General features: G+C 43.4%; 17 protein-coding genes. 4 read left to right on the top strand and 13 right to left on the bottom strand.

Features of this window, described 5'->3' with window-relative positions:
- Positions 1-81: 81 nt before the first annotated feature.
- From ABIC84_RS15450 to ABIC84_RS15505, 12 genes are all read right to left on the bottom strand, one after another.
- Positions 82-948: an NAD(P)-dependent oxidoreductase gene (locus ABIC84_RS15450; protein WP_429264109.1), complete on the bottom strand. Its 867-nt coding sequence runs from the start codon at positions 946-948 to the stop codon at positions 82-84.
- A gap of 82 nt (positions 949-1,030) precedes the next feature.
- Positions 1,031-1,603: a Crp/Fnr family transcriptional regulator gene (locus tag ABIC84_RS15455; RefSeq protein ID WP_429264110.1), complete on the bottom strand. Its 573-nt coding sequence runs from the start codon at positions 1,601-1,603 to the stop codon at positions 1,031-1,033.
- Between the two features lie 536 nt (positions 1,604-2,139).
- The gene (locus tag ABIC84_RS15460; RefSeq protein WP_429264111.1) at positions 2,140-2,565 is read right to left on the bottom strand and encodes a hypothetical protein; all 426 of its coding nucleotides are present in this window, start codon (positions 2,563-2,565) and stop codon (positions 2,140-2,142) included.
- Positions 2,566-2,670: 105 nt separating this feature from the next.
- The gene (locus ABIC84_RS15465; protein WP_429264112.1) at positions 2,671-3,423 is read right to left on the bottom strand and encodes an SDR family oxidoreductase; all 753 of its coding nucleotides are present in this window, start codon (positions 3,421-3,423) and stop codon (positions 2,671-2,673) included.
- A 155-nt stretch (positions 3,424-3,578) separates the two neighbouring features.
- The gene (locus ABIC84_RS15470) at positions 3,579-4,319 is read right to left on the bottom strand and encodes an SDR family oxidoreductase (protein WP_429264113.1); all 741 of its coding nucleotides are present in this window, start codon (positions 4,317-4,319) and stop codon (positions 3,579-3,581) included.
- A 712-nt stretch (positions 4,320-5,031) separates the two neighbouring features.
- Positions 5,032-5,964, bottom strand: a complete 933-nt coding sequence (locus ABIC84_RS15475) for a helix-turn-helix domain-containing protein (protein ID WP_426582506.1) — start codon at positions 5,962-5,964, stop codon at positions 5,032-5,034.
- A gap of 118 nt (positions 5,965-6,082) precedes the next feature.
- Positions 6,083-7,549 (bottom strand): hypothetical protein, encoded by a 1,467-nt coding sequence (locus ABIC84_RS15480; protein ID WP_429264114.1) that lies wholly within the window; start codon positions 7,547-7,549, stop codon positions 6,083-6,085.
- On the bottom strand, positions 7,530-8,105 hold the full coding sequence (locus tag ABIC84_RS15485; protein WP_429264115.1) for a hypothetical protein: 576 nt from the start codon (positions 8,103-8,105) through the stop codon (positions 7,530-7,532). Before ABIC84_RS15485 ends, ABIC84_RS15480 begins: the two co-directional genes overlap by 20 nt.
- Entirely contained in the window at positions 8,102-8,662 is a 561-nt protein-coding gene (locus ABIC84_RS15490; RefSeq protein ID WP_429264116.1) for an RNA polymerase sigma factor, read from the bottom strand. Before ABIC84_RS15490 ends, ABIC84_RS15485 begins: the two co-directional genes overlap by 4 nt.
- A 249-nt stretch (positions 8,663-8,911) precedes the next feature.
- The gene (locus tag ABIC84_RS15495) at positions 8,912-9,445 is read right to left on the bottom strand and encodes an AAA family ATPase (protein WP_429264117.1); all 534 of its coding nucleotides are present in this window, start codon (positions 9,443-9,445) and stop codon (positions 8,912-8,914) included.
- 404 nt (positions 9,446-9,849) lie between these two features.
- Positions 9,850-11,157: a M28 family metallopeptidase gene (locus ABIC84_RS15500; protein WP_429264118.1), complete on the bottom strand. Its 1,308-nt coding sequence runs from the start codon at positions 11,155-11,157 to the stop codon at positions 9,850-9,852.
- 2 nt (positions 11,158-11,159) lie between these two features.
- The gene (locus ABIC84_RS15505; protein ID WP_429264119.1) at positions 11,160-13,034 is read right to left on the bottom strand and encodes a M61 family metallopeptidase; all 1,875 of its coding nucleotides are present in this window, start codon (positions 13,032-13,034) and stop codon (positions 11,160-11,162) included.
- A 124-nt stretch (positions 13,035-13,158) separates the two neighbouring features.
- Between ABIC84_RS15505 and ABIC84_RS15510 the strand changes: the two genes are divergently transcribed.
- On the top strand, positions 13,159-13,470 hold the full coding sequence (locus ABIC84_RS15510) for a hypothetical protein (RefSeq protein ID WP_426582517.1): 312 nt from the start codon (positions 13,159-13,161) through the stop codon (positions 13,468-13,470).
- Positions 13,471-13,577: 107 nt separating this feature from the next.
- On the opposite strand, the gene radA is transcribed toward ABIC84_RS15510, so the two are convergent.
- Positions 13,578-14,990 (bottom strand): DNA repair protein RadA, encoded by a 1,413-nt coding sequence (gene radA, locus ABIC84_RS15515; protein ID WP_429264120.1) that lies wholly within the window; start codon positions 14,988-14,990, stop codon positions 13,578-13,580.
- Positions 14,991-15,368: 378 nt separating this feature from the next.
- Here radA and ABIC84_RS15520 point away from each other — a divergent pair, with 378 nt between their 5' ends.
- The 3 genes from ABIC84_RS15520 to ABIC84_RS15530 all read left to right on the top strand — a co-directional run bounded on the left by ABIC84_RS15520 (position 15,369) and on the right by ABIC84_RS15530 (position 19,283).
- Entirely contained in the window at positions 15,369-15,605 is a 237-nt protein-coding gene (locus ABIC84_RS15520; RefSeq protein ID WP_429264121.1) for a Blp family class II bacteriocin, read from the top strand.
- A 354-nt stretch (positions 15,606-15,959) separates the two neighbouring features.
- A complete protein-coding gene (locus ABIC84_RS15525) occupies positions 15,960-17,126 on the top strand; it encodes an HlyD family secretion protein (RefSeq protein WP_426582521.1) in 1,167 nt (388 codons plus the stop codon).
- A 3-nt stretch (positions 17,127-17,129) separates the two neighbouring features.
- Positions 17,130-19,283 (top strand): peptidase domain-containing ABC transporter, encoded by a 2,154-nt coding sequence (locus ABIC84_RS15530; protein ID WP_429264122.1) that lies wholly within the window; start codon positions 17,130-17,132, stop codon positions 19,281-19,283.
- Positions 19,284-19,310: the final 27 nt, after the last annotated feature.

Below are 19,310 nucleotides of genomic sequence, written 5' to 3' on the forward strand. Positions count from 1 at the left end.
ATGAAACAGAGCAGCTATGCAAGTTTATCCTGTACAGTCGGGGATTGCTTCGTACCTCGCAATGACGGCTGTAGAAGTCGTTCATTGATTTTCACCTTTTCCCACCTGCTTCATCACCGCGATAATATCCTCTTCGCCAAAAGCAGCTTCGGCGGCCTGGTAGGTTTGATAAGCAGTTTCGCCAAGCGGGGTAGCTAAACCGAGGTCTTTAGCCAGGCGCAGGTCTTTGGCGATATGTTTTAAGGCGAAAGCTGCCTGGTAATTATTGTTAATAATGGCATCCCCTTTTATTTTGATGAACGGACTGCCCAGAGCACTGTTACTGATCAACGTAATTAGTGCTTCGGCTTCAATACCGTTTTGCTGCGCCAGTGTCACTGTTTCGGCAAGGCCTTGCGCAACAATACCAAGCAAAGTATTAATGGCCAGCTTAGCCGCGTTGCCTGCACCGGTATCTCCAACCAGCATCACCAGTTTGCCCATTTTTTCAAGGATGGGTTTTGCCTTTTCAAACGGCTCGATCTCACCACCTACCATAATAACCAGCATGGCGTCTTCAGCTTGCTTTACACTTCCGGATACCGGCGCATCCAGGTAATGATTGCCCTGTGCCTTGCAGGCCAGTGCCATTTCCTTACTGATAGCCGGCGATACAGTACTCATATTGATGATGACTTTGCCACTTGTTTTTGCAGCCAGCAGGCCTTCTTCGCCATTAAAAATATCGCTGATGGCTTTATCATCAGATACCATGACAAAAACAAGATCGGTATCATTTAATAACAACGCCGGTGATGCGGCTGTACCGATACCCTGTGTTTTGAATCCCTCTTCTTTATCCTTACTGCGATTATAAACGCTGAGCGGGTACCCGGCCCTGATCAATTGCTGCGACATGGGGATGCCGATTTTACCTAACCCTATCCATCCTATTTTAACTGTATTCATGGTAGCTATTTTATTTTTGTTTTACATAGATTTTATTGATATCAATTCCTCACTGCGGCATCTAACAAATGGCAAGTAACAATTAACGAATATTTTTACGGATCCTGCTTAATGACTGGGGTGTTACACCGAGGTATGATGCTATATCCGTTAACGAAACTCTCCTGGCCACTTCGGGTTGTCGCTCCAAAAACAACCGGTACCTTTCTGATGAATCATAACCAAGATAAGTATTCCGGGTCTTTATTTTTTCCAAAAGGGTGTTCTGAGAAATCTGATCGATCACCTCTTTAAGGTAGGGCAGTTTTTCGTACAATTCCAGCAGGTTATTTTTGCTAACGGCCAGCAACTCCGTATCGCAGGCAGCCTGGATACTTTCCCCGGTAATCATGTTATTGTTGAAACTGTACAAAATGGTACAAAATTGATTGTCTTTTAAAAAGAAATAAGTAACCTCATTCCCTTTGTCGTTTAGTGCCATAATGCGCAGAACACCATTGGTGATAAAAAACAACTGCCGTGCCACATGCCCAAGCGGCAAAAGCGTATCTCCTTCTTTGAACTTCATGGGCTCAAAGGCTTTAACAATGAGTTCCTGATCATCAACCGTGATAGGTTTTAACTGCTGTAAGCGGGTAATAAGTAGCTGTTGCATGATACAAATATCAGGGAAAGAGATATCAAAATTGCCATAAAAACGTCATTGCGAGGCACGAAGCAATCCCAAACTGTACAGGGCGGACCTGCTAAATGAGGATTGCCTCGTACCTACTCATGGCAATATAAAAAATGTGGGCTTTTTCGCAGCAGATCAGCTTCGGGTGAAAACGGGCAGAACGATGCGGGGTATGTGCGGCTGCAGGGGCATAGCAAGTTTTTGCAGAAGCGGAGGCACTGCGCGAAGCGGGGCAAAATAATTGCAGCCCGTGGTTCTGTTCGTTTTGCAGGGTAAAGGCCGAGCCGATGGGTGCGAGGGCGGGATGTACGCAGAGAAGCCTCTCTGCTGCCAGCCTTTTTGGTTACTTTTGTGGCGACAAAAGTAACTGGGCCCGCGCGGCCAAGAGCGCGACGATGTGAGTTAAATACCAATGAAGCCCGTTACCTGCCTATCGGGGATTGCTTCGTGCCTCGCAATGACGTGGTGGAGAAAAAGTTGGTTTATTTTAATGTCCTCTCACTATTTGGGTGGGGCTAACTCGCCTGCCCTATTTCCAGCTTGCTGATCTTACCATCAGCACCAATGGTAAACTTAAAATAGGTTTTGAAATCGCCCCACTGGTCGCTATGGAATTTGCCGTATAGGTGCAGCCCGCCTTGCTCCACCTTATCGATACTGGTAAAACGTTCATGGCCTAAAGCTTTTTCAAAAAAACTTTTAAAGTCCATTTTATTACCATCATCAAAAAGTTGGGCATCATTGGTGAACAAAGCAAACCAAGCTTGCTTATCTCCGCTTTGCAGGGCATCGATGGCTTGTTTTACTACCGGGTTACTTAACTTTTCGGTGTTCATGGTATTGACGTTTTGGATAGTTGAAATGTTTGCTTTTACAGATTGAGCGTTTACAGCAGAAGTAATTAGCGTACCGTATATGATATAATGATTAAGCGTTTTCATGACATGGTAGATGTATAATCAAATAATGCTACCTTTTGAATTAAATACAGGTAGCAGCTTATAACTAAGACTATAAGCTGCCACCTTATGTTACTAAACTGACCATTAATTTGTTGCGCCGCCGTTTACCAACAGGTGTTGTCCGTTCACAAATGATGAAAGATCGCTGGCGAAAAACTCGGCCACATTGGCCACATCTTCAACTTCGGCCAGGCGGCCCATCGGACAACTGTCAAGCAATTGTTTTCTTAACGCGGGGTAACTATCAGCTTCGGCAAAGATACCTGAATGATCAACAGCGAATGGTATGATAGAGTTAACTGTTACACCACGGTGACCAATTTCTTTCGAAAGGATATCAACCAGATACCTTGGCGTAGTTTTGCTGCCGCCATACACTGCCATTCCGGGTACAGGGAATGAGGTTGTGCTTGAGGCTATGTAAATAATGCGGCCGTTATCCTCAACATTTTTGGCTGCCTGCTGCATAGTAAAATAAGTCCCTTTAGTATTAATGCCAAATACGCGGTCGAACTGTTCTTCGGTAAAATCAGTTACCGGGGTTTCCACCAGTTCGATACCGGCGTTAGCTACTACGATATCTATTTTACCAAACGCTTCTTTAGCTTCTTTAAAAAGCTTTTCAATATCAGCTACTTTACTTACATCGGCCTGCACAGCAATTACGTTCGCCCCCATCGCTTTGATGTTGCTGACCACTTCATCGGCCGATGCTTTATCGCGCGAATAGTTGATCACGATATCAGCGCCTAACGCTGCATAACGTTCTGCAATTGCTTTACCTAAACCACGGGCCGAGCCGGTTATTACTGCTACTTTATTATTTAATGAGTTCATGATTTCTATGTTTTTATTTTGGTGATTGTTTTGATTTTGTTGATTACACTGATTTTGCATTGAATCTTAATTCTTGCTGTCCTGCCTCTCGACTTCCTGCGTCTTGACTCTTGCCGTCTTACTTCTATTATTCCCCTTTCAGGGGGTTAGGGGGCTTACGCCATTGCACCATTAGCCCCGATATTTTGTGCTGAAATCCATTTAGCATCGTCGCTTGCCAGGAAGGCTACTATTTTGGCAATATCTTCAGGTTCGCCGATGCGGTTAAAGGCAGATAATGACCCTAAGCGATCAATGAGTTCCTGCGGTTTGCCTTTAGTAAACAGTTCGGTATTTGTTGGACCAGGAGATACTGTGTTTACATTAATGCCCCTTGCGCCCACTTCTTTAGCAAATACGCGGGTTAATTGCTCCACCGCACCTTTGGTGGCTACATAGGTAGCATAAGTTGGCATCATAACGCGGGTAGTGGTTGATGAAAAATTGATGATACTGCCGCCATTGGCCAGTTTAGTTGCGGCTTCGCGCATGGTGTTAAATGTTCCGCGAACGTTGATATCAAACTGGCGGGTAAAATCCTCGTCGGTAGTGTCTTTTATTAATTTGGTAATCATGATGCCGGCGTTGTTTACCAGTACATCAATTTTGCCGTAATGAGCTATCGCTGCGTCAAACATAGCTGCTACTTCATCGGCTTTGCTTACATCGGCCTGTAGGGCAATGGCATCGCCGCCTTGCTGTTTGATAGAGTTTACGGTTTGGTCAGCAGCTTCTTTGCCGCCTGCGTAGTTGATAATTACTTTAGCGCCTTCGGCTGCTAATTTGTGGGCTACTGCTGCACCGATGCCCCTTGAGGCACCGGTTACTAATACTACTTTTGATGCTAATGTGTTCATGGTTTCCTTTGTTGTTTATGGTTTCCTTTGTTGTTTATGTTTTGTTGTCGTTGATTGACAATACAAAGGTGGCAAGAGCAAGGCCCCTGAATGATACACATATCAAAGCATTACATACGAATATCTAAGATTGAGGATTGGGCAGATTAATCATGAATGTAGAGACGCATAATTGCGTCTACCCATGATAAGATAAAAAATGTGGTTTTTCGCAGCAGATCAGCTTCGGGTGAAAACGAGCAGAACGATGCTGGGCGGTGCGGCTGCAGGGGCATAGCAAGTTTTTGCAGAAGCGGAGGCATTGCATGCGAATCGGGGCAAAATAATTGCAGCCCGTGGTTCTGTTCGTTTTGCAGGGTGAAGGCCGCACCGATGGCTATGGGGCCAGGTTGTGCGCAAAGAAGCCTCTCTGCTGCAAGCCTTTTTGGTTACTTTTGTGGCGACAAAAGTAACTGGCCCTGCGTGGCCAAGAGCGCGACGATGTAAGTCAAATACTAATGAAGCCCGTTACCAGCCTGTCGGGGATTGCTTCATTCCTTACAGCAATGACGTGACGCAGATGTCATTTCACCTTCAGAGGCCCGCGGATTTTTATACTCAGCAGGACTGAGGCCTTTACATTAAATTGCATATGGAAGACGCAATTATGCGTCTCTACAAAAACAACCTGTTCTGATGAGATTATAAAAACAGGAATTCCCGGTGATATTAGCTATATCCCCGCATGCTCCTTCCTGAACAACACCGGCGACATATCCGTATGCTTTTTAAAATAATTACTGAAATGGGTAGCTTCAGAAAAGCCCAGACGATAAGCAATTTCTTTAATAGAGAGTTTTGAGTTCTGCAACAGGGCCTTGGCCTCAGCTATAGTTTTTTCGGCAATCCAGGTGCTGATGGTTTTGCCTGTTTTTATTTTGATAACATTACTCAAGTAGTTGGGATGAAGGCTTTGCGCATCGGCATAGTCCTGCACCCTGAAGGCCTGTTCGGCTGTACCATTGCTCAGGTCGCGGTAATGTTTTTCAAGCAGGCGTTTAAAGTTTTTTACAATTTCCGAGCTTCGGTTACCTTCATATATCGGGTTATAATCTTTCCAGAAATATTCTTTGAATTTTAACAGCACCACCACAAACAGGTTACCGATGATCCGGTAACGATATGGGCTATCTGAATTATACTCTTTCAGGATCTGGTGATATAAAATATCAAACTCCTCAAAAACTTCGGGCGTAAGTACGCGGGCCGGGAACGTTTCGGCCAACAGAAAAGGAAATTCATCAAAAATATTGGCGTGTACGTTTTCCTTTAAAAACGATTCGCTTAGCGTAAACAGGTATACATCGCCAATACGCTCCCAGTTAAACGAACGGAAATGGCCCGGGTTGGTAAAGTAAATAGCACGGGGCTGCAGTTTATGATTTTGCTCATCAATAGTATAATCACCACTCCCATCTTTAATAAAAGCGAAAACAAAAAAGTTAAGCCTGCTCAAGGGCGATCTAAACGGCATTGGCTGATTGATATCTTTCAGATTAAAAACCGTAAAATCGGTATGTTTTATTAGCTCAAGCGGCAAGCCCAGGTGCTTGTATTGATCATAAAGGGTATTGAAGATCTGTTTTTCACTATCCTGGTGATACATGACGAGATGTTTGCATCAAAGCTATGAGGGATACGGGAGATTTGCAACAAGGGCTAAGCAATAAAAAAAGGCGCATCAGTTACGATACGCCGTTTTTTATTTTATTGTCTAATATATTTTAATCAAAGCTTACGCTGCCATAACTGGTGCTGATGGTAATGGTTTTATCGCTGCCGCCTTTACCTAAATGGCCCTTGTAAGTTTTAGTCGGACTAAAACCACGTTCGCCATCGGCAGGGGTTTTGCTGGTGATGTTAACATCATGGCCGCTATAGTTAAAGCTACCGTAGTGAACAGTGATATCAAAATCAGCATTCTGGCCATCGCTCACACCTAACTTTACACTTGAGTATGATGAATTAACCGAAAGATTTTTCACATTTTTATCAACCTCGCCAATCTTTAACGCTCCGCTGAATTTAACGTTGATATTACCCGATGTAGTGATACGGCCAATTTTGGCCGAGCCATAGCTTACATCTGCATTGAGTTTATCACAATCGCCAAGATTAAGGCTGCCATAGGCTACATCCAAATCGCTGCCGGTAAGGGTGCCGATGGTTGCACTGCCATATTTAACCCTGATCTGGCAAGCTGGGTTGCTTAAGGATTTGGCATTAAGGCTGCCATATGAGTTATTGATATTCAGTTTACCGCTCAGGTCGGGCAACTCGGTATTGCCATATTTGTTGTTAATGGTAAGTGGGTTTCTGGCTGGCATATACACGGTATAATTAATCTCCATTTTGCGGAATGCGTTTCTTTTGCCAAACAATGATCCCCAGATGCCGCCCTCATTATCACCGTCGCCCTGATTAATGGATGTCCTGAATGAAACACCGGAACCATCTTTGCTATCCTTGATGCTTACGGCATCCAGCATCTTTTGCACCTTATCTTCGTCGTTGGCGCCAACTACGATCTGCACGTCAACTTTCACCTCACTTTTTGCCCAGGTAAACACCGTTACCTTACCATATTTATTATCAATGTTAATCACGTCATTGCCATCAACATTATAGCTTTTACTGTAGTTTTTGGTCTTCTCAATGATGTCTCCGTTTTGTACCTGCTTTTCATAGCTCTCGTCGCCATCATAGCTATAGCTGAAATTTTGATCGAAGTTTTTAAAACCGAAGTTGATATTGGGACTTAGCTTCTCAAACTTATCGGCAAACTTCATGCTGTCAAATCCTTTAAACTTCATTTTAAATTTTAGCGTGTCGAGCTTTTTTAGTTTAAGGCTATCCTTGAATTTGAAAGCAAGCTGTTTGTTCAGCTTTAGCATATTTTGCATTTTAAGGTGCAATTGCTTTTGCTGCTGTACGTGCAGGTTGCTCATTTCCTTTTGCAGTTCGCGCATTTTGGCGTTCAGCTCCTTCATTTTTTGCAGATACTCCTTGCTGTCTGTTACCGAAGTCCAGCCATCCCCGTTCAATTCAGCGGCGGGAGGCGGTGTAGGAGGCAATTTTGGCATTACCGGCGCAGGCGGGGCAGCAGGACTCACCTGTGCAAAGTTTGCTGTACTTATGGTTAACAGGACAATAAGCGTAAGCAGGGCCGGACTAAATATTTTTGGTTTCATTGTTTTGTTCCTTTTTCATCTGGTTAAACTGTTCAATTACATTTAATTGTTGAGTTAGCACCTCGGTTTGTATTTGCAGGTTCCGGATCATTGCACGTAAAACACGTTCCTGGTTAGGGCTGGTGGCTAAATCATTGTTTAGTTTTTTATAGGTGGAATCCATCTTGGCTATCTCGGCGCTGAACTCCTTGTATAGCTGCGGATCATTTTTAGATGCTGATTTAAGTTCGGTAAGCTTGGTTTCAACAAGCGATGCATAGCGCACCTGCTGTTGTGCGTACTCGGGGTTAATAGCGGCAAGGTCAACGCCTTTTGTGCCTTTTTGGCTTTGTATATATATGCCGAAACCTATACCCATTATGATGATCACCGATGCGGCTACTTTTAGCACGAAGCCCAGCGAAAAAGTCTTTGCTTCCCGCTTTTTTGGTTGCTCCTGCTCCTGTTCCAAAAAATTGAGCTGCGCCTCAATTTTACCCCACAAATCTGCCGATGGTTCTATTTCGTTAAATTCCTCGTTATTGTCGTGCATGAAATCTTCAAATCGCTTGCTCATGATACTTGTCCTTTCCTGTTTAAAATTTCAATTAACTTCCTTTTAGCTCTCAAAAACTGGGTTCTTGATGTGTTTTCTGATATATTCAATATTTGTCCTATTTCTTCGTGGTCATATCCTTCAAGCAGATATAATGATATCACCACGCGATAGCCATCGGGCAACTGGTTCATGCCTTCTTTTACCCTGGCAACCTGGTACTGCAGGTCTTCATCGTCCCAGCTCTCGTTATCGGCAATATTTTCAAGATGGCCATCTTCCAGCTCAACCAGTTCCAACTTGCGTTTGCGCAGCAGGTTGATCGACCGGTTTACAACAATCTGCTTAAGCCAGAGGCCAAATGTGGTATCCTGCCTAAAATCCTTCAGCTTGGCAAAGGCATCCACAAAAGCTTCCTGCAGCACATCTTCTGCTTCGGCAATATCGCCCACTATCCGAAAGGCCACGTTCAGCATAGCTTTCGAATACAAACGGTAAAGCTCATAACAGGCTTTTTTGCTCCCCTGTTTGCACTCAATTACCAGGTTGTAATGTTTATCAATATATATTGCTTCCAAATTCGTGACCGGCTTCAGGTTAATAGACGCAGGGCATTTTGCAACGTTGCACGTATGTGAAAAATATTTTTTTAATAAAGGATAATTTTTTTGACAGTTTTAAGTTAACGGGGGGGGGGCAAGTAAGCATATCACCTAAAAATTCTTAACGGAGAGCGTCATTGCGAGGAACGAAGCAATCCCAAACTATACAGAGAAACTTGCATAGCCACTCTGCCTCATGGGGATTGCTTCGTGCAATGACGCTCTTTATTTTGAAATAGTGTCTAAAAAGCCATTAACTGCTTTGACTGCATTATCGTATCGTTGTTCACTCAGCCCGGATACGACCTTATAGTTAGCGTTAAGCGCCTGGAGTTCGCGGTGCCAAACATTCATAAAATATTCGCGCTTGGTTGGGAAATTACGCAAGGGATCATCCTGCCAGGGTAAATCGATATCCAGCAGTAAATAAAAATCATAGGGGTGATGAGGCAATTCGTCAAGCACCTCCTGCGGGGCGTTGCCAAACATTTCCTCGCTCCATATCTTTACCGTTAAAAAAGTGGTATCACAAATCAATATCCCGTTAGCCTGCGGCAGCAGCTCCTTTTCGAGTGCCATCTGCCCGTGAAACATGTTCACCTCATCCTGCCAGGTGCAATCGCCCTTAAGGCTTGCACAATACTCGCGCGAATACTCCGGCACAGCTATCGTATTATAATGCGCCGCCAGGTATTCAGACATAGTTGACTTCCCCGTTGATTCGGGACCTACAACTGCTATTTTGAGTATTTTGTTCATGAACTATAAAGGTAAAGCAATGGCCGCGTGTGATTCCTCTCTTGAGAACATAACCGTCAACTTAAGGAATAAAAAGCGGGGAAACGAGCGATTCCCCTCTTGAGAGGGGCGGAGGTGTGTGTTTCTGCTTTGATAAGTATAACGCAGAAACACACACCTGCTACCGCTCATTCCTCCGCGCCCCCTCTCAAGAGGGAGTTTTAAAATCTTTTTCATTGTGGGCGTTGCCTGCGGCCGGGCTATCCGCTCATACTGCACCGGCCTTAGCCACGTGGCCGGTATCCGCTGCTATCCCTAACGCAAAAATTGTCTGAACTCGAATTTATTGAATTAAAGAATTATTGGAACTAAAATGGGAACTTCTGTACATTCCTTAATTCAGTAAATTCCGGTTCAGACCTCCTCTATTCCGTTTTCTTCGGAACCCTTGTTGGTGTATCCTGGCCCGAAACTATAGTGCGCGAGCTCAGGGCTATCGCGCGGATGGCCGAAGTGATATTATTCACATCCAACGAACTAAATTCATCGCCAACAGTATGGTATAATTTGTCAATATCAATCTGGTCGGTCGAGATGGTGTGGGCCGGTACGCCAACTTCGGCCAGCGAAGCGTTATCACTCCTGTAAAACAGGTCCTGATCCGGATAAGGGTCCGGGTAAAACTTAAAGGCCGTACCTTTCAGATTCTTCTGCAGGATCTTGCCAAAATCAGATCTTTCAAACCCGGTGATAAATGCCGAGTTAGTGCCGAATTTGGAGGCCTTACCAATCATTTCGATGTTGAACATGGCAACAACCTTATCTGCATCTATTTGCTTAGCAAAATACTGCGACCCGTATTCGCCAATCTCTTCGGCAGTAAAGGCTACGAAAATAAGTGTGCGGGCGTTGTTGTTGAGCTTTTTATAGTATTTAGCCAGGCTCAATACAGCAGTTGTGCCCGAAGCGTCATCATCCGCGCCATTGGCAATGCTGTCTGTTACGCCGGGTTTATCAGGTTTGATAATCCCTAAGTGGTCATAGTGTCCCGAAAATACCACATATTCATTCGGTTTGGTTTTCCCGGGGAGGATACCGGCAACATTAAACAGCGGCAATTCTTCATTTTTGATATCACAGTTAACATCAAATGATGCTGTGTTATCGAACTTGCCCAACACAAATACCAGGGGCTGTTTAACTGTGCCTTTAAAATTTGTGCTGCCTGTCCCAAGGTACGACTTAACCCGGCTAAACAAGTCTTTAAATTTAGGGTCGATCAGCAAAAGTGTTTTTTTGCCGCTTTGTGAAGCTGCCCGGTACTCGGTCCTGAAATTTTTATCCGCACCAACGGTAACTACCTGTACATCTTTATCGCTTGCCCATTTAAACGAATCCGTACTGCTTGCAAACGCGCTGTCGGCAGCAATAGCCTTACCATTGATGCTTACAGTCAAGCTAACAGGGGTCGACCGTACCATCGTAAAGTTTTGACGGTAACCGGTATTGCCGGCCATAGGTTTAAGGCTGGCCTTTTTATATTCGCCTTCAATAAATGTAGCGGCCTTTTCAATGCCCGACGTAAAAGTGGCCCTGCCCTGCATATCATCGGCCGACAGGGTTTTGATAATCCGGGCTACATCATCTTTACTAATGAGTTTATTAACATCCTGCGCAAAGCTATAAGCCGAAACGCTTAACAATGCCGCTGTTATTATCGAGATCTTTTTCATAGTTATTTGACTTTTGACTGTAGCCAATTGTTACGGAAAGTTTCCTGCTCTTTGCTCAATTGTTTACCTGCCTTTTCAAAGGTTACCACTTCAAAGTTGGGGTTTTCCTCAAGCGTTATCGTAGTTTCATGGGCACCGGTCCGGTTTTTATAGTTTACCATGATCTTATCGCCCGGCTTTTTATCGGCGATGGCATCACTAAACCCTTTCTGATCTTTAATATCTTTTCCATCAACTTTCAGGATCACATCACCGGCATCGATGCCTGCTTTGTAAACCGGGGTGCCTATAGTCGTGCTCGACAATATTGGCAAACCTTCGGCATCGGCAGCACGTACCTGCCCGGCGCGGCCACGGCCTGGCGTAACCGCCAGCGGACCAGCCCAACCTTTGCCCGGCTGCACTTTACGCAGTACCAGGCCTGCTTTAGCCAATAGTTCTTCGTAATTGTTTTTGTCGGTTCCGTTGATGTAACGCTTAAAGAAATCGGCTGCGAACTTCGGGTTATTGGTTACTTTACCTAAATCGGTTTGCAAATCGGGAATGGTATACGGTTTCATTACTTTACCGCGTGTAAGCCAAACAGCACGCATATAATCATCAAGCGTCATGTTAAAATCGCTGCGGAGGCGAAGGTCGAGCGCTAATGCGATGGCGCCGCCATAAGTGTAATAACTGGTAAAATCGTTAACGTTGTTGTTAGGATCTATAGATACACCGGCATCAGCAAAAACCGAATAGCGGCTCATTTGGGCGGCCGAATATTTGGCAGCGGCAGGTGTGTTTAAGATCTGGTTTACCAAACCGGCAATGGTTTTGGTATAATCATCAACCGTTACAAAACCGGCGCGGGCAAGTAATAATTCGCCATAATATTGCGTAAAACCTTCGGCAAACCAAAGCTCGCTGCTCATGTTGGCGTGTTCAAAGTTAAAAGGCTCCAATGATTTTGGACGGATGCGTTTTACATTCCAGCTATGGAAGTATTCATGTGCATAAACACCCATGAGGTTATTTTCAAATCCTTCAACCTTGGGTGCCGGAATAGTTATAGAAGTTGAGTTACGATGTTCCATACCGTCGGCTGATACAGCGGGGTTTACATCGCTTACAAAAGTGTACTCGCCAAAATCATAAGTGGGCAGTTCGCCAAATACGGCTTTTTCTTCCAGCACCAGCTTCTGGATCATCTTGCCGAAGTTATCGACCACCGCCTGGCTATCATCCGAGTGCATAGTCAGGTTTATTTTTTCCTTTTTGCCATCGGTATTTACTACTTCCCAGCTGCTAACGTTGTAATTGGACAGTTCGGTAGGACTATCCATCATATATTGCAGATTGGGTGCGCTGTACACATTTGAGCCTTCATGTTTAAGTTGTGAAGCTACTTTCCAGCCGTATTTATCGATGTCGTTAAACTCAAAGGTAAGGGGGCGTTTATCCTGCCCTACCACCCACATAAACGTGGCGGGCATATTCAGGTGGGCATGACTCGGATCGATAGAAGCATAAGTACCATCGGTCCAGTTGCCAAAAAGTGTATAGCTTACTTTTACCGCTGCCGGGTGTTCTCCCACTTCGTAAACATCGCCTTCAATTTGGGTCAAAGGCAGCTCCTTACCTTCAACGTCGGTAGCTTTAACGTTGTAAATATTTTTACCAAACTCATGGGTTGCATACCGGCCGGCAGATGAGCGGCTCATCCGTACCCTGAAAGCCCCTGATGGTGCCTGCGGAATGGTCATGCTTATCTCAGCCTCATGATGGGTGGCGTTTGGGAATGATATGGAATAGTAAATAGCTTTTTGTGGTTCCTGCTGTGCCATAGCACTGCACGCAAGTACCGAGGCGGCGGTAAAGAGTAGTAATTTTTTCATCAACTTAAATTATCTGCGCTGAAATTACTATTAAATCACGAAAAAATAATATCAATGTTATTACGCAAGAAATAGTTCTTAAAACATATGACACGAGTCTTATTCCGGCCGCGTTCATTTTATTATGCGTACATTTAAAGAAATTCACAGGCTTATGATCCTTTTTTCAAAAAGAAATCTATACTATACCGATTACCAATGGACTACTTACATCCCGAATGATCCGCGTGTAAATGGCAGGCCCGATCATACTGCGTTCAATAAAAATGAAGGGAACGAGATGGTATACCTGATCAACAAGTTAATGATGATATGGGATTATCGTTTTGCCAACACCGGCAATAAAATGGAAAAACTGATCCACGATAAGCTACCGGCCGAAATCTCCAGCCAGGAAGAGGTGCAGAACTGGCTTAAATTAAACCTGAAGTTTTAGGCAAAAAACAAAGCTAAAAGCGGAATGTTTAAAGCTTAAAGCATAGATAACAGGAAGCATAAGTTAATTACTCTTCGTTCTGGGCCTTCGACTTTAAACTTCCGGCCCTATCCAAATAACAAACTGAACACCTCTTCAATACTGCTCACAATCTTAATGTCGATATCATAGCGTGACAGATCCATCCGCTTTTTATCCTGACCGCTGGCAGGGAGGTTGTATTTAGAGATAAAGATCTGGTTAAAGCCAAGTTTCTGCGCTTCGGCAATACGCTGCTCAACACGGTTCACCGCCCTAATCTCACCAGAAAGACCGAGCTCCCCAGCAAAGCAGGTTTTGAACGGAATGGGCATATCCTCGTGCGATGAAATAATGGCAGCCGCCAAACCAAGGTCAATAGCCGGATCCTCAACCCTGATGCCGCCGGTAATATTCAGGAATACATCTTTTGCACCCAACCTAAAACCGCAGCGTTTTTCCAATACAGCCAACAACATACTCATGCGTTTGGTATCGAAGCCTGTAGCAGTACGTTGCGGCGTTCCATAGGCCGACGCACTAACCAATGCCTGGGTTTCAATCAACATTGGTCGCATACCTTCTAAGGTAGCCGAAATAGTGATGCCGCTTAATGGAGTTTCCCGGTGCGAAAGCAAGATTTCCGACGGGTTGGACACTTCCCTCAATCCTTCGCCCATCATTTCGTAAATACCCAGCTCTGATGCCGAGCCGAAACGGTTTTTGATGGTACGCAATATGCGGTAAACGTGGTGCCTGTCACCCTCAAATTGTAACACGGTATCAACCATGTGCTCCAATATCTTCGGACCGGCAATCATACCGTCTTTGGTAATATGACCAATTAAAAATACCGGCGTCGAAGTCTCTTTGGCGAAACGTAATAGCTCGGCAGTACATTCCCTCACCTGCGACACACTGCCCGGCGTTGATTCAATATGTGCCGAATGCAGGGTTTGGATCGAGTCGATCACCACCATATCCGGCTCTAATGATTCTATCTGTTTAAATATGTTTTGGGTTGAAGTTTCAGTCAGTATATAAGCCCCTTCGCCTATGACTCCCCCTCCGGGCGAAGCCAACCTTTCGGCCCGCATCTTTATCTGCCTTTCACTTTCCTCGCCCGATACATACAAAACTTTTTGGTTTGGCATATTGAGCGCAAGCTGCAGCATCAGGGTTGATTTGCCTATGCCCGGCTCACCGCCGATGAGCACCAATGAGCCGGGTACAATTCCGCCTCCCAAAACGCGGTTAAACTCTTTATCGGGAGTTGGCACACGATGCTCTTCGGTATAAGTGATCTCCGTTACGGCCACGGGTTTATTGGCCCGCTGCTGACTGGTTGACGCAGGCTTCCAGGCAGGTACCGCAGCGTTGCCTTTTTCAATCACCTCCTCAACAAAAGTGTTCCATTGCTGGCATGACGGGCATTTACCCAGCCACTTGGGCGATTCAAAGCCACAGCTTTGACAAAAGTACGCGATCTTGGATTTGGCCATTATTAATCAGATGTGCAGATTACAGATGTGCAAATATGCAGATTATTTTGATTTTTACTAAATTATTTAGCAATCACGACAATTGAGTCATTCAAATTAGTTAGAGAAAAGTACCGTGCCATCAAAATCTGTATCATTCTTTTCTCCTGTAGCTTTGCAGATATTAAATTTTGGATGGCTCTAAATTGAGGCTCATACATATCACAGGAGCCTGTCCTTTTTAAAATGAAGATTTGATGAAGATATTTGACAAATCATTTATTTATTTTCTGGAATAATAATTATATAATACCTTGAGATATTGTTTGGCCGACATAGGGAATGCCGAAAACCTTTATCAGAGTAGGCACAAAACAAATTAAATCTTATACAAATCTTATGGAAAATCTATTGAATCTAAACGATTATGGCATGACGGCCATTGACGCCAATGAATTACTCGACATCGACGGAGGCAGCTGGGCCCATATTATTGGCGGAGCAATTGTTGGTGCGCTTGCCGGTGCAGAAGCAGGTGCATCTGTTGGTACAATTGTACCGGGAGTGGGTAATGTAGCTGGCGCAGTTGGCGGTGCCATTCTTGGAGCCATCGGCGGCGGTTTACTCGCCAGTTAATTTTCTTAAACAGGCTTTTAAACAAATCATATGGAAACGAAAAAACTCAGACATGTAGGTGGCTTGCTAATAAGCTTTTTTATGTTTGCTATTGGCTTTATTGGAATAATAAATTCGTTGGAAACAGGAGATAACAGTAAGTTGATTAAAAGCATATTCGGCACAGTTATCTTTTTGATATTTATTATCATAGGGCTTATAAATCGGCATAGAATGGCTGGCAATAGCGCGTCTTAGACCGTTATCAATCAATCTTTTTGAATTCACATTTTCGCATCAATGAGATTGTGCCTTTTCCAGGTCCTTTGTTTATATGAGGGGCCTGGAATTATATTATATCCTAATAATAATATCTTGTTTACATCTATCGATCAACTTTCAGATACTACTATAAGCTATTTGCCGGCATTTCGTAAGCGCAACTATATACTCTACTGGTTCATTTTAGCAATTATTATCATCGGTTTAATTGCCTTACCAATAGCACAAACAAGCATAGCAGTAACCGCGCCGGGAATAACTCGTCCTTCAAGCGAGCGTACTGCTGTAAACACAGCTATAGGGGGTATAATTGATACAATATATTACCATGAAGGTGATGCAATTAAAAAGGGAGCAATACTTTTGCGAATAAAAGACCCGACTTCAAAAAGCAAGCAGATATTAAATCGCTTTGAAACCACCCAGCATGAAGAAGCCTTACATGATCTTAGTTTACTCACTTCAGGCAATCTTTCAGAAAACCTTTTAAAAAAACTCTTAACTCCTTTATATAAGGAACAACTTATCCATTACTTGCATCAAAAGGCAGATCAGGACGCAACGCTGAAACAGGTTACTAATGAATATAATATAGATGCAGCTTTATTAAAGGGTAAAGTAATAACTAATAAAGAGTATTTTGATATTAGTATCGCTTTCGATAAAGCCAAAGCTAATAATAAAGCTTTTGAAGTTGAGCAACAAAATAGCTGGCAGCAGGATATGATGCGTTACAAACTGGAGTTGTCCCAGTATAAAGATGAACGGACCCAGGTAAGCAACAATGCTGCTTATTATGAAATAAAAGCCCCTGTATCCGGCACATTACAAGATTTGAATACGCTTTATGCCGGAGGGGTGCTGCAGCCCAATCAAGTTATTTGTACAGTATCTCCGGGAGGCAGCCTGATTGCTGAATGTTACGTATCTCCAAAAGATATAGGATTGTTGAAAATAGGGCAAAATGTACGTTTCCAGGTAGATGCCTTTAATTATAATTATTTTGGAATAGTAACCGGCAAAATCAAAACAATAGATGACGACTACACAGTTATAAACAACAGTTCGGTATTTAAAATACGCTGCCAGTTTGATCAGCTACAGGTACATTTAAAAAATGGCTTTACCGGTCATTTAAAAAAAGGCTTAACATTTCAGGCACGTTTTATAATAGGCAACCGCACACTTTGGCAATTACTGTGGGATAATGTAAATGACTGGTTAAACCCCTCTGCTCCTCAAAGCGACAATAAATTATAACAAATGCGGAAAGGAATAAAAATAAAACAGCGGGACATTACCGACTGCGGAGCCGCCTGCCTGGCTTCGATAGCAGCCCACTACCAATTACAATTACCTGTAAGCCGCATACGCCAGTATGCCGGTACTGATAAAAAGGAAACTAATTTAACAGGACTCATTGAGGCTGCAGGCCGTTTAGGGTTTCAGGCTAAAGGAGCTAAGGGGACTATTGAAAGCCTGGTTAAGATCCCTTTACCGGCTATCGTCCATTTAGTGTTGAAAAACGGATTGCAACATTATGTGGTTATTTATAAAGTTACCGACAAGCAGGTTGTTTATATGGACCCAACCGGTGGTGTTATAGTAAAAAAAAATATCGAAGAGTTTAAAAGCGAGTGGACTGGTGTAGTTGTACTGTTATTGCCCGATCAGCATTTTACAAAGGGAAATGAAAAAGAATCAAATATAAGGCGTTTTCGGCATCTGCTGGCCCCGCACAAAACCATGATGGTGCAGGCAGTTATCGGCGCTGTAATTTATACGCTGTTGGGCCTGAGCATGGCTGTATATGTTCAAAAGATAATTGACTTTGTACTTGTTGACGGAAACTCACGATTGCTGAATATGATGAGCGTGGGGATGATTGTCATCCTTGTTTTTCAAATCATCATCAACTACTTTAAAACATTGATCAGTATGCGCACCGGTCAAATGATTGATGCACATTTGATACTTGGTTATTATAAACATTTACTGCAATTACCGCAGCGTTTTTTTGATACCATGCGTGTGGGCGAAATTATTAGCAGGGTGAACGACGCAGTAAAGATTCGTGTTTTTATCAACGACATTGCTATGAATATGCTGGTAAACACGTTGATAATTGGATTTTCAATAGCTATTATGTTTTTGTATTACTGGAAACTGGCTATTATCATGCTTGCAATAGTCCCGGTTTATTTAGTAATTTATTGGATAAGTAACCGGGTTAATAAAAAGTGGCAGCGGGAGTTAATGGAAAACAGTGCCGAACTTGAGGCGCAGCTTGTTGAAAGTATCAATGCCGCCGGAACTATAAAACGGTTTGGATTGGAGGGATATGCCAGCTTAAAAACCGAAAACAGGTTTGTTGAGCTGTTAAGATCTATCTATAGCAGCGGCATAAAAAGTTTTCACCTGAGTAATGCAGCCGACTTTTTTACACGCCTGTTCACAATAAGCATTTTATGGGCAGGTAGTTATTTTGTTATCCGGCGTGAACTTTCACCAGGCGAATTACTTTCTTTTTACGCCCTGATCGGATACTTTACAGGCCCTGCAGCAGCACTTATCAATGCCAATAAAAATATCCAGGACGCCCTGATAGCTGCCGATCGTTTGTTTGAAATTATTGACCTGGAAATTGAAGCTTCTAACGATGACAAAGTGGCCTTAACGCCCGAAATGATCGGGGATATTCAATTTAATAATGTGCAGTTCAGATACGGTACCCGCACAACCGTTTTTGATAAGCTAAACCTCAATATTTCCAAACACAAGAGCACGGCAATTGTAGGAGAAAGTGGTAGCGGCAAGTCAACCTTACTTTCCTTAATGCAAAATCTTTATCCTTTAAATGAAGGGAATATTACTATTGGCGGCCTCGATATAAAATACATAAGCAACAGCAGTTTACGCAAAGCAATTGGTGTAGTACCCCAGCAAACCGACCTGTTTGCCGGAACCATTATTGAAAATATTGCCATCGGTGATTATGAACCAAAGATAGAAAGGGTAATTGGGCTATGCAATTTGTTGGGGATAAACGAATTTATAGAAAAATTACCAGGAAATTATTACACGGTAATTGATGAACAGGGTACAAATTTATCAGGCGGTCAAAAACAGCGCATAGCTGTTGCGCGCGCGCTCTATCGGGACCCCGAAATATTAATATTGGACGAAGCTACATCATCGCTTGACCCGGTAAGCGAACAGAAAGTATTAGATGCACTGCGATGGTTTAAACAACAGGGTAAATCCATTATCATTATAGCACACCGGCTTTCTACCATTAAAAATTGCGATGAAATACTGGTACTTCAAAATGGGCGCCTAATTGAGCAGGGATCGCATGAAACACTTATTACTGAAGAAACACACTATTCCTCATTATGGAAATACCATAGTGCATAGCCATGTTATTAAAATGGCTTTTCGTTC

The organism is Mucilaginibacter sp. 3215, assembly GCF_050433785.1.
Classification (GTDB): domain Bacteria; phylum Bacteroidota; class Bacteroidia; order Sphingobacteriales; family Sphingobacteriaceae; genus Mucilaginibacter.

Coding starts and splice junctions, on each gene's coding strand:
- ABIC84_RS15450 (WP_429264109.1), bottom strand. CDS start 948: ATGAATACAGTTAAAATAGGATGGATAGGGTTAGGTAAAATCGGCATC.
- ABIC84_RS15455 (WP_429264110.1), bottom strand. CDS start 1,603: ATGCAACAGCTACTTATTACCCGCTTACAGCAGTTAAAACCTATCACG.
- ABIC84_RS15460 (WP_429264111.1), bottom strand. CDS start 2,565: ATGAAAACGCTTAATCATTATATCATATACGGTACGCTAATTACTTCT.
- ABIC84_RS15465 (WP_429264112.1), bottom strand. CDS start 3,423: ATGAACTCATTAAATAATAAAGTAGCAGTAATAACCGGCTCGGCCCGT.
- ABIC84_RS15470 (WP_429264113.1), bottom strand. CDS start 4,319: ATGAACACATTAGCATCAAAAGTAGTATTAGTAACCGGTGCCTCAAGG.
- ABIC84_RS15475 (WP_426582506.1), bottom strand. CDS start 5,964: ATGTATCACCAGGATAGTGAAAAACAGATCTTCAATACCCTTTATGAT.
- ABIC84_RS15480 (WP_429264114.1), bottom strand. CDS start 7,549: ATGAAACCAAAAATATTTAGTCCGGCCCTGCTTACGCTTATTGTCCTG.
- ABIC84_RS15485 (WP_429264115.1), bottom strand. CDS start 8,105: ATGAGCAAGCGATTTGAAGATTTCATGCACGACAATAACGAGGAATTT.
- ABIC84_RS15495 (WP_429264117.1), bottom strand. CDS start 9,445: ATGAACAAAATACTCAAAATAGCAGTTGTAGGTCCCGAATCAACGGGG.
- ABIC84_RS15500 (WP_429264118.1), bottom strand. CDS start 11,157: ATGAAAAAGATCTCGATAATAACAGCGGCATTGTTAAGCGTTTCGGCT.
- ABIC84_RS15505 (WP_429264119.1), bottom strand. CDS start 13,034: ATGAAAAAATTACTACTCTTTACCGCCGCCTCGGTACTTGCGTGCAGT.
- ABIC84_RS15510 (WP_426582517.1), top strand. CDS start 13,159: ATGCGTACATTTAAAGAAATTCACAGGCTTATGATCCTTTTTTCAAAA.
- radA (WP_429264120.1), bottom strand. CDS start 14,990: ATGGCCAAATCCAAGATCGCGTACTTTTGTCAAAGCTGTGGCTTTGAA.
- ABIC84_RS15520 (WP_429264121.1), top strand. CDS start 15,369: ATGGAAAATCTATTGAATCTAAACGATTATGGCATGACGGCCATTGAC.
- ABIC84_RS15530 (WP_429264122.1), top strand. CDS start 17,130: ATGCGGAAAGGAATAAAAATAAAACAGCGGGACATTACCGACTGCGGA.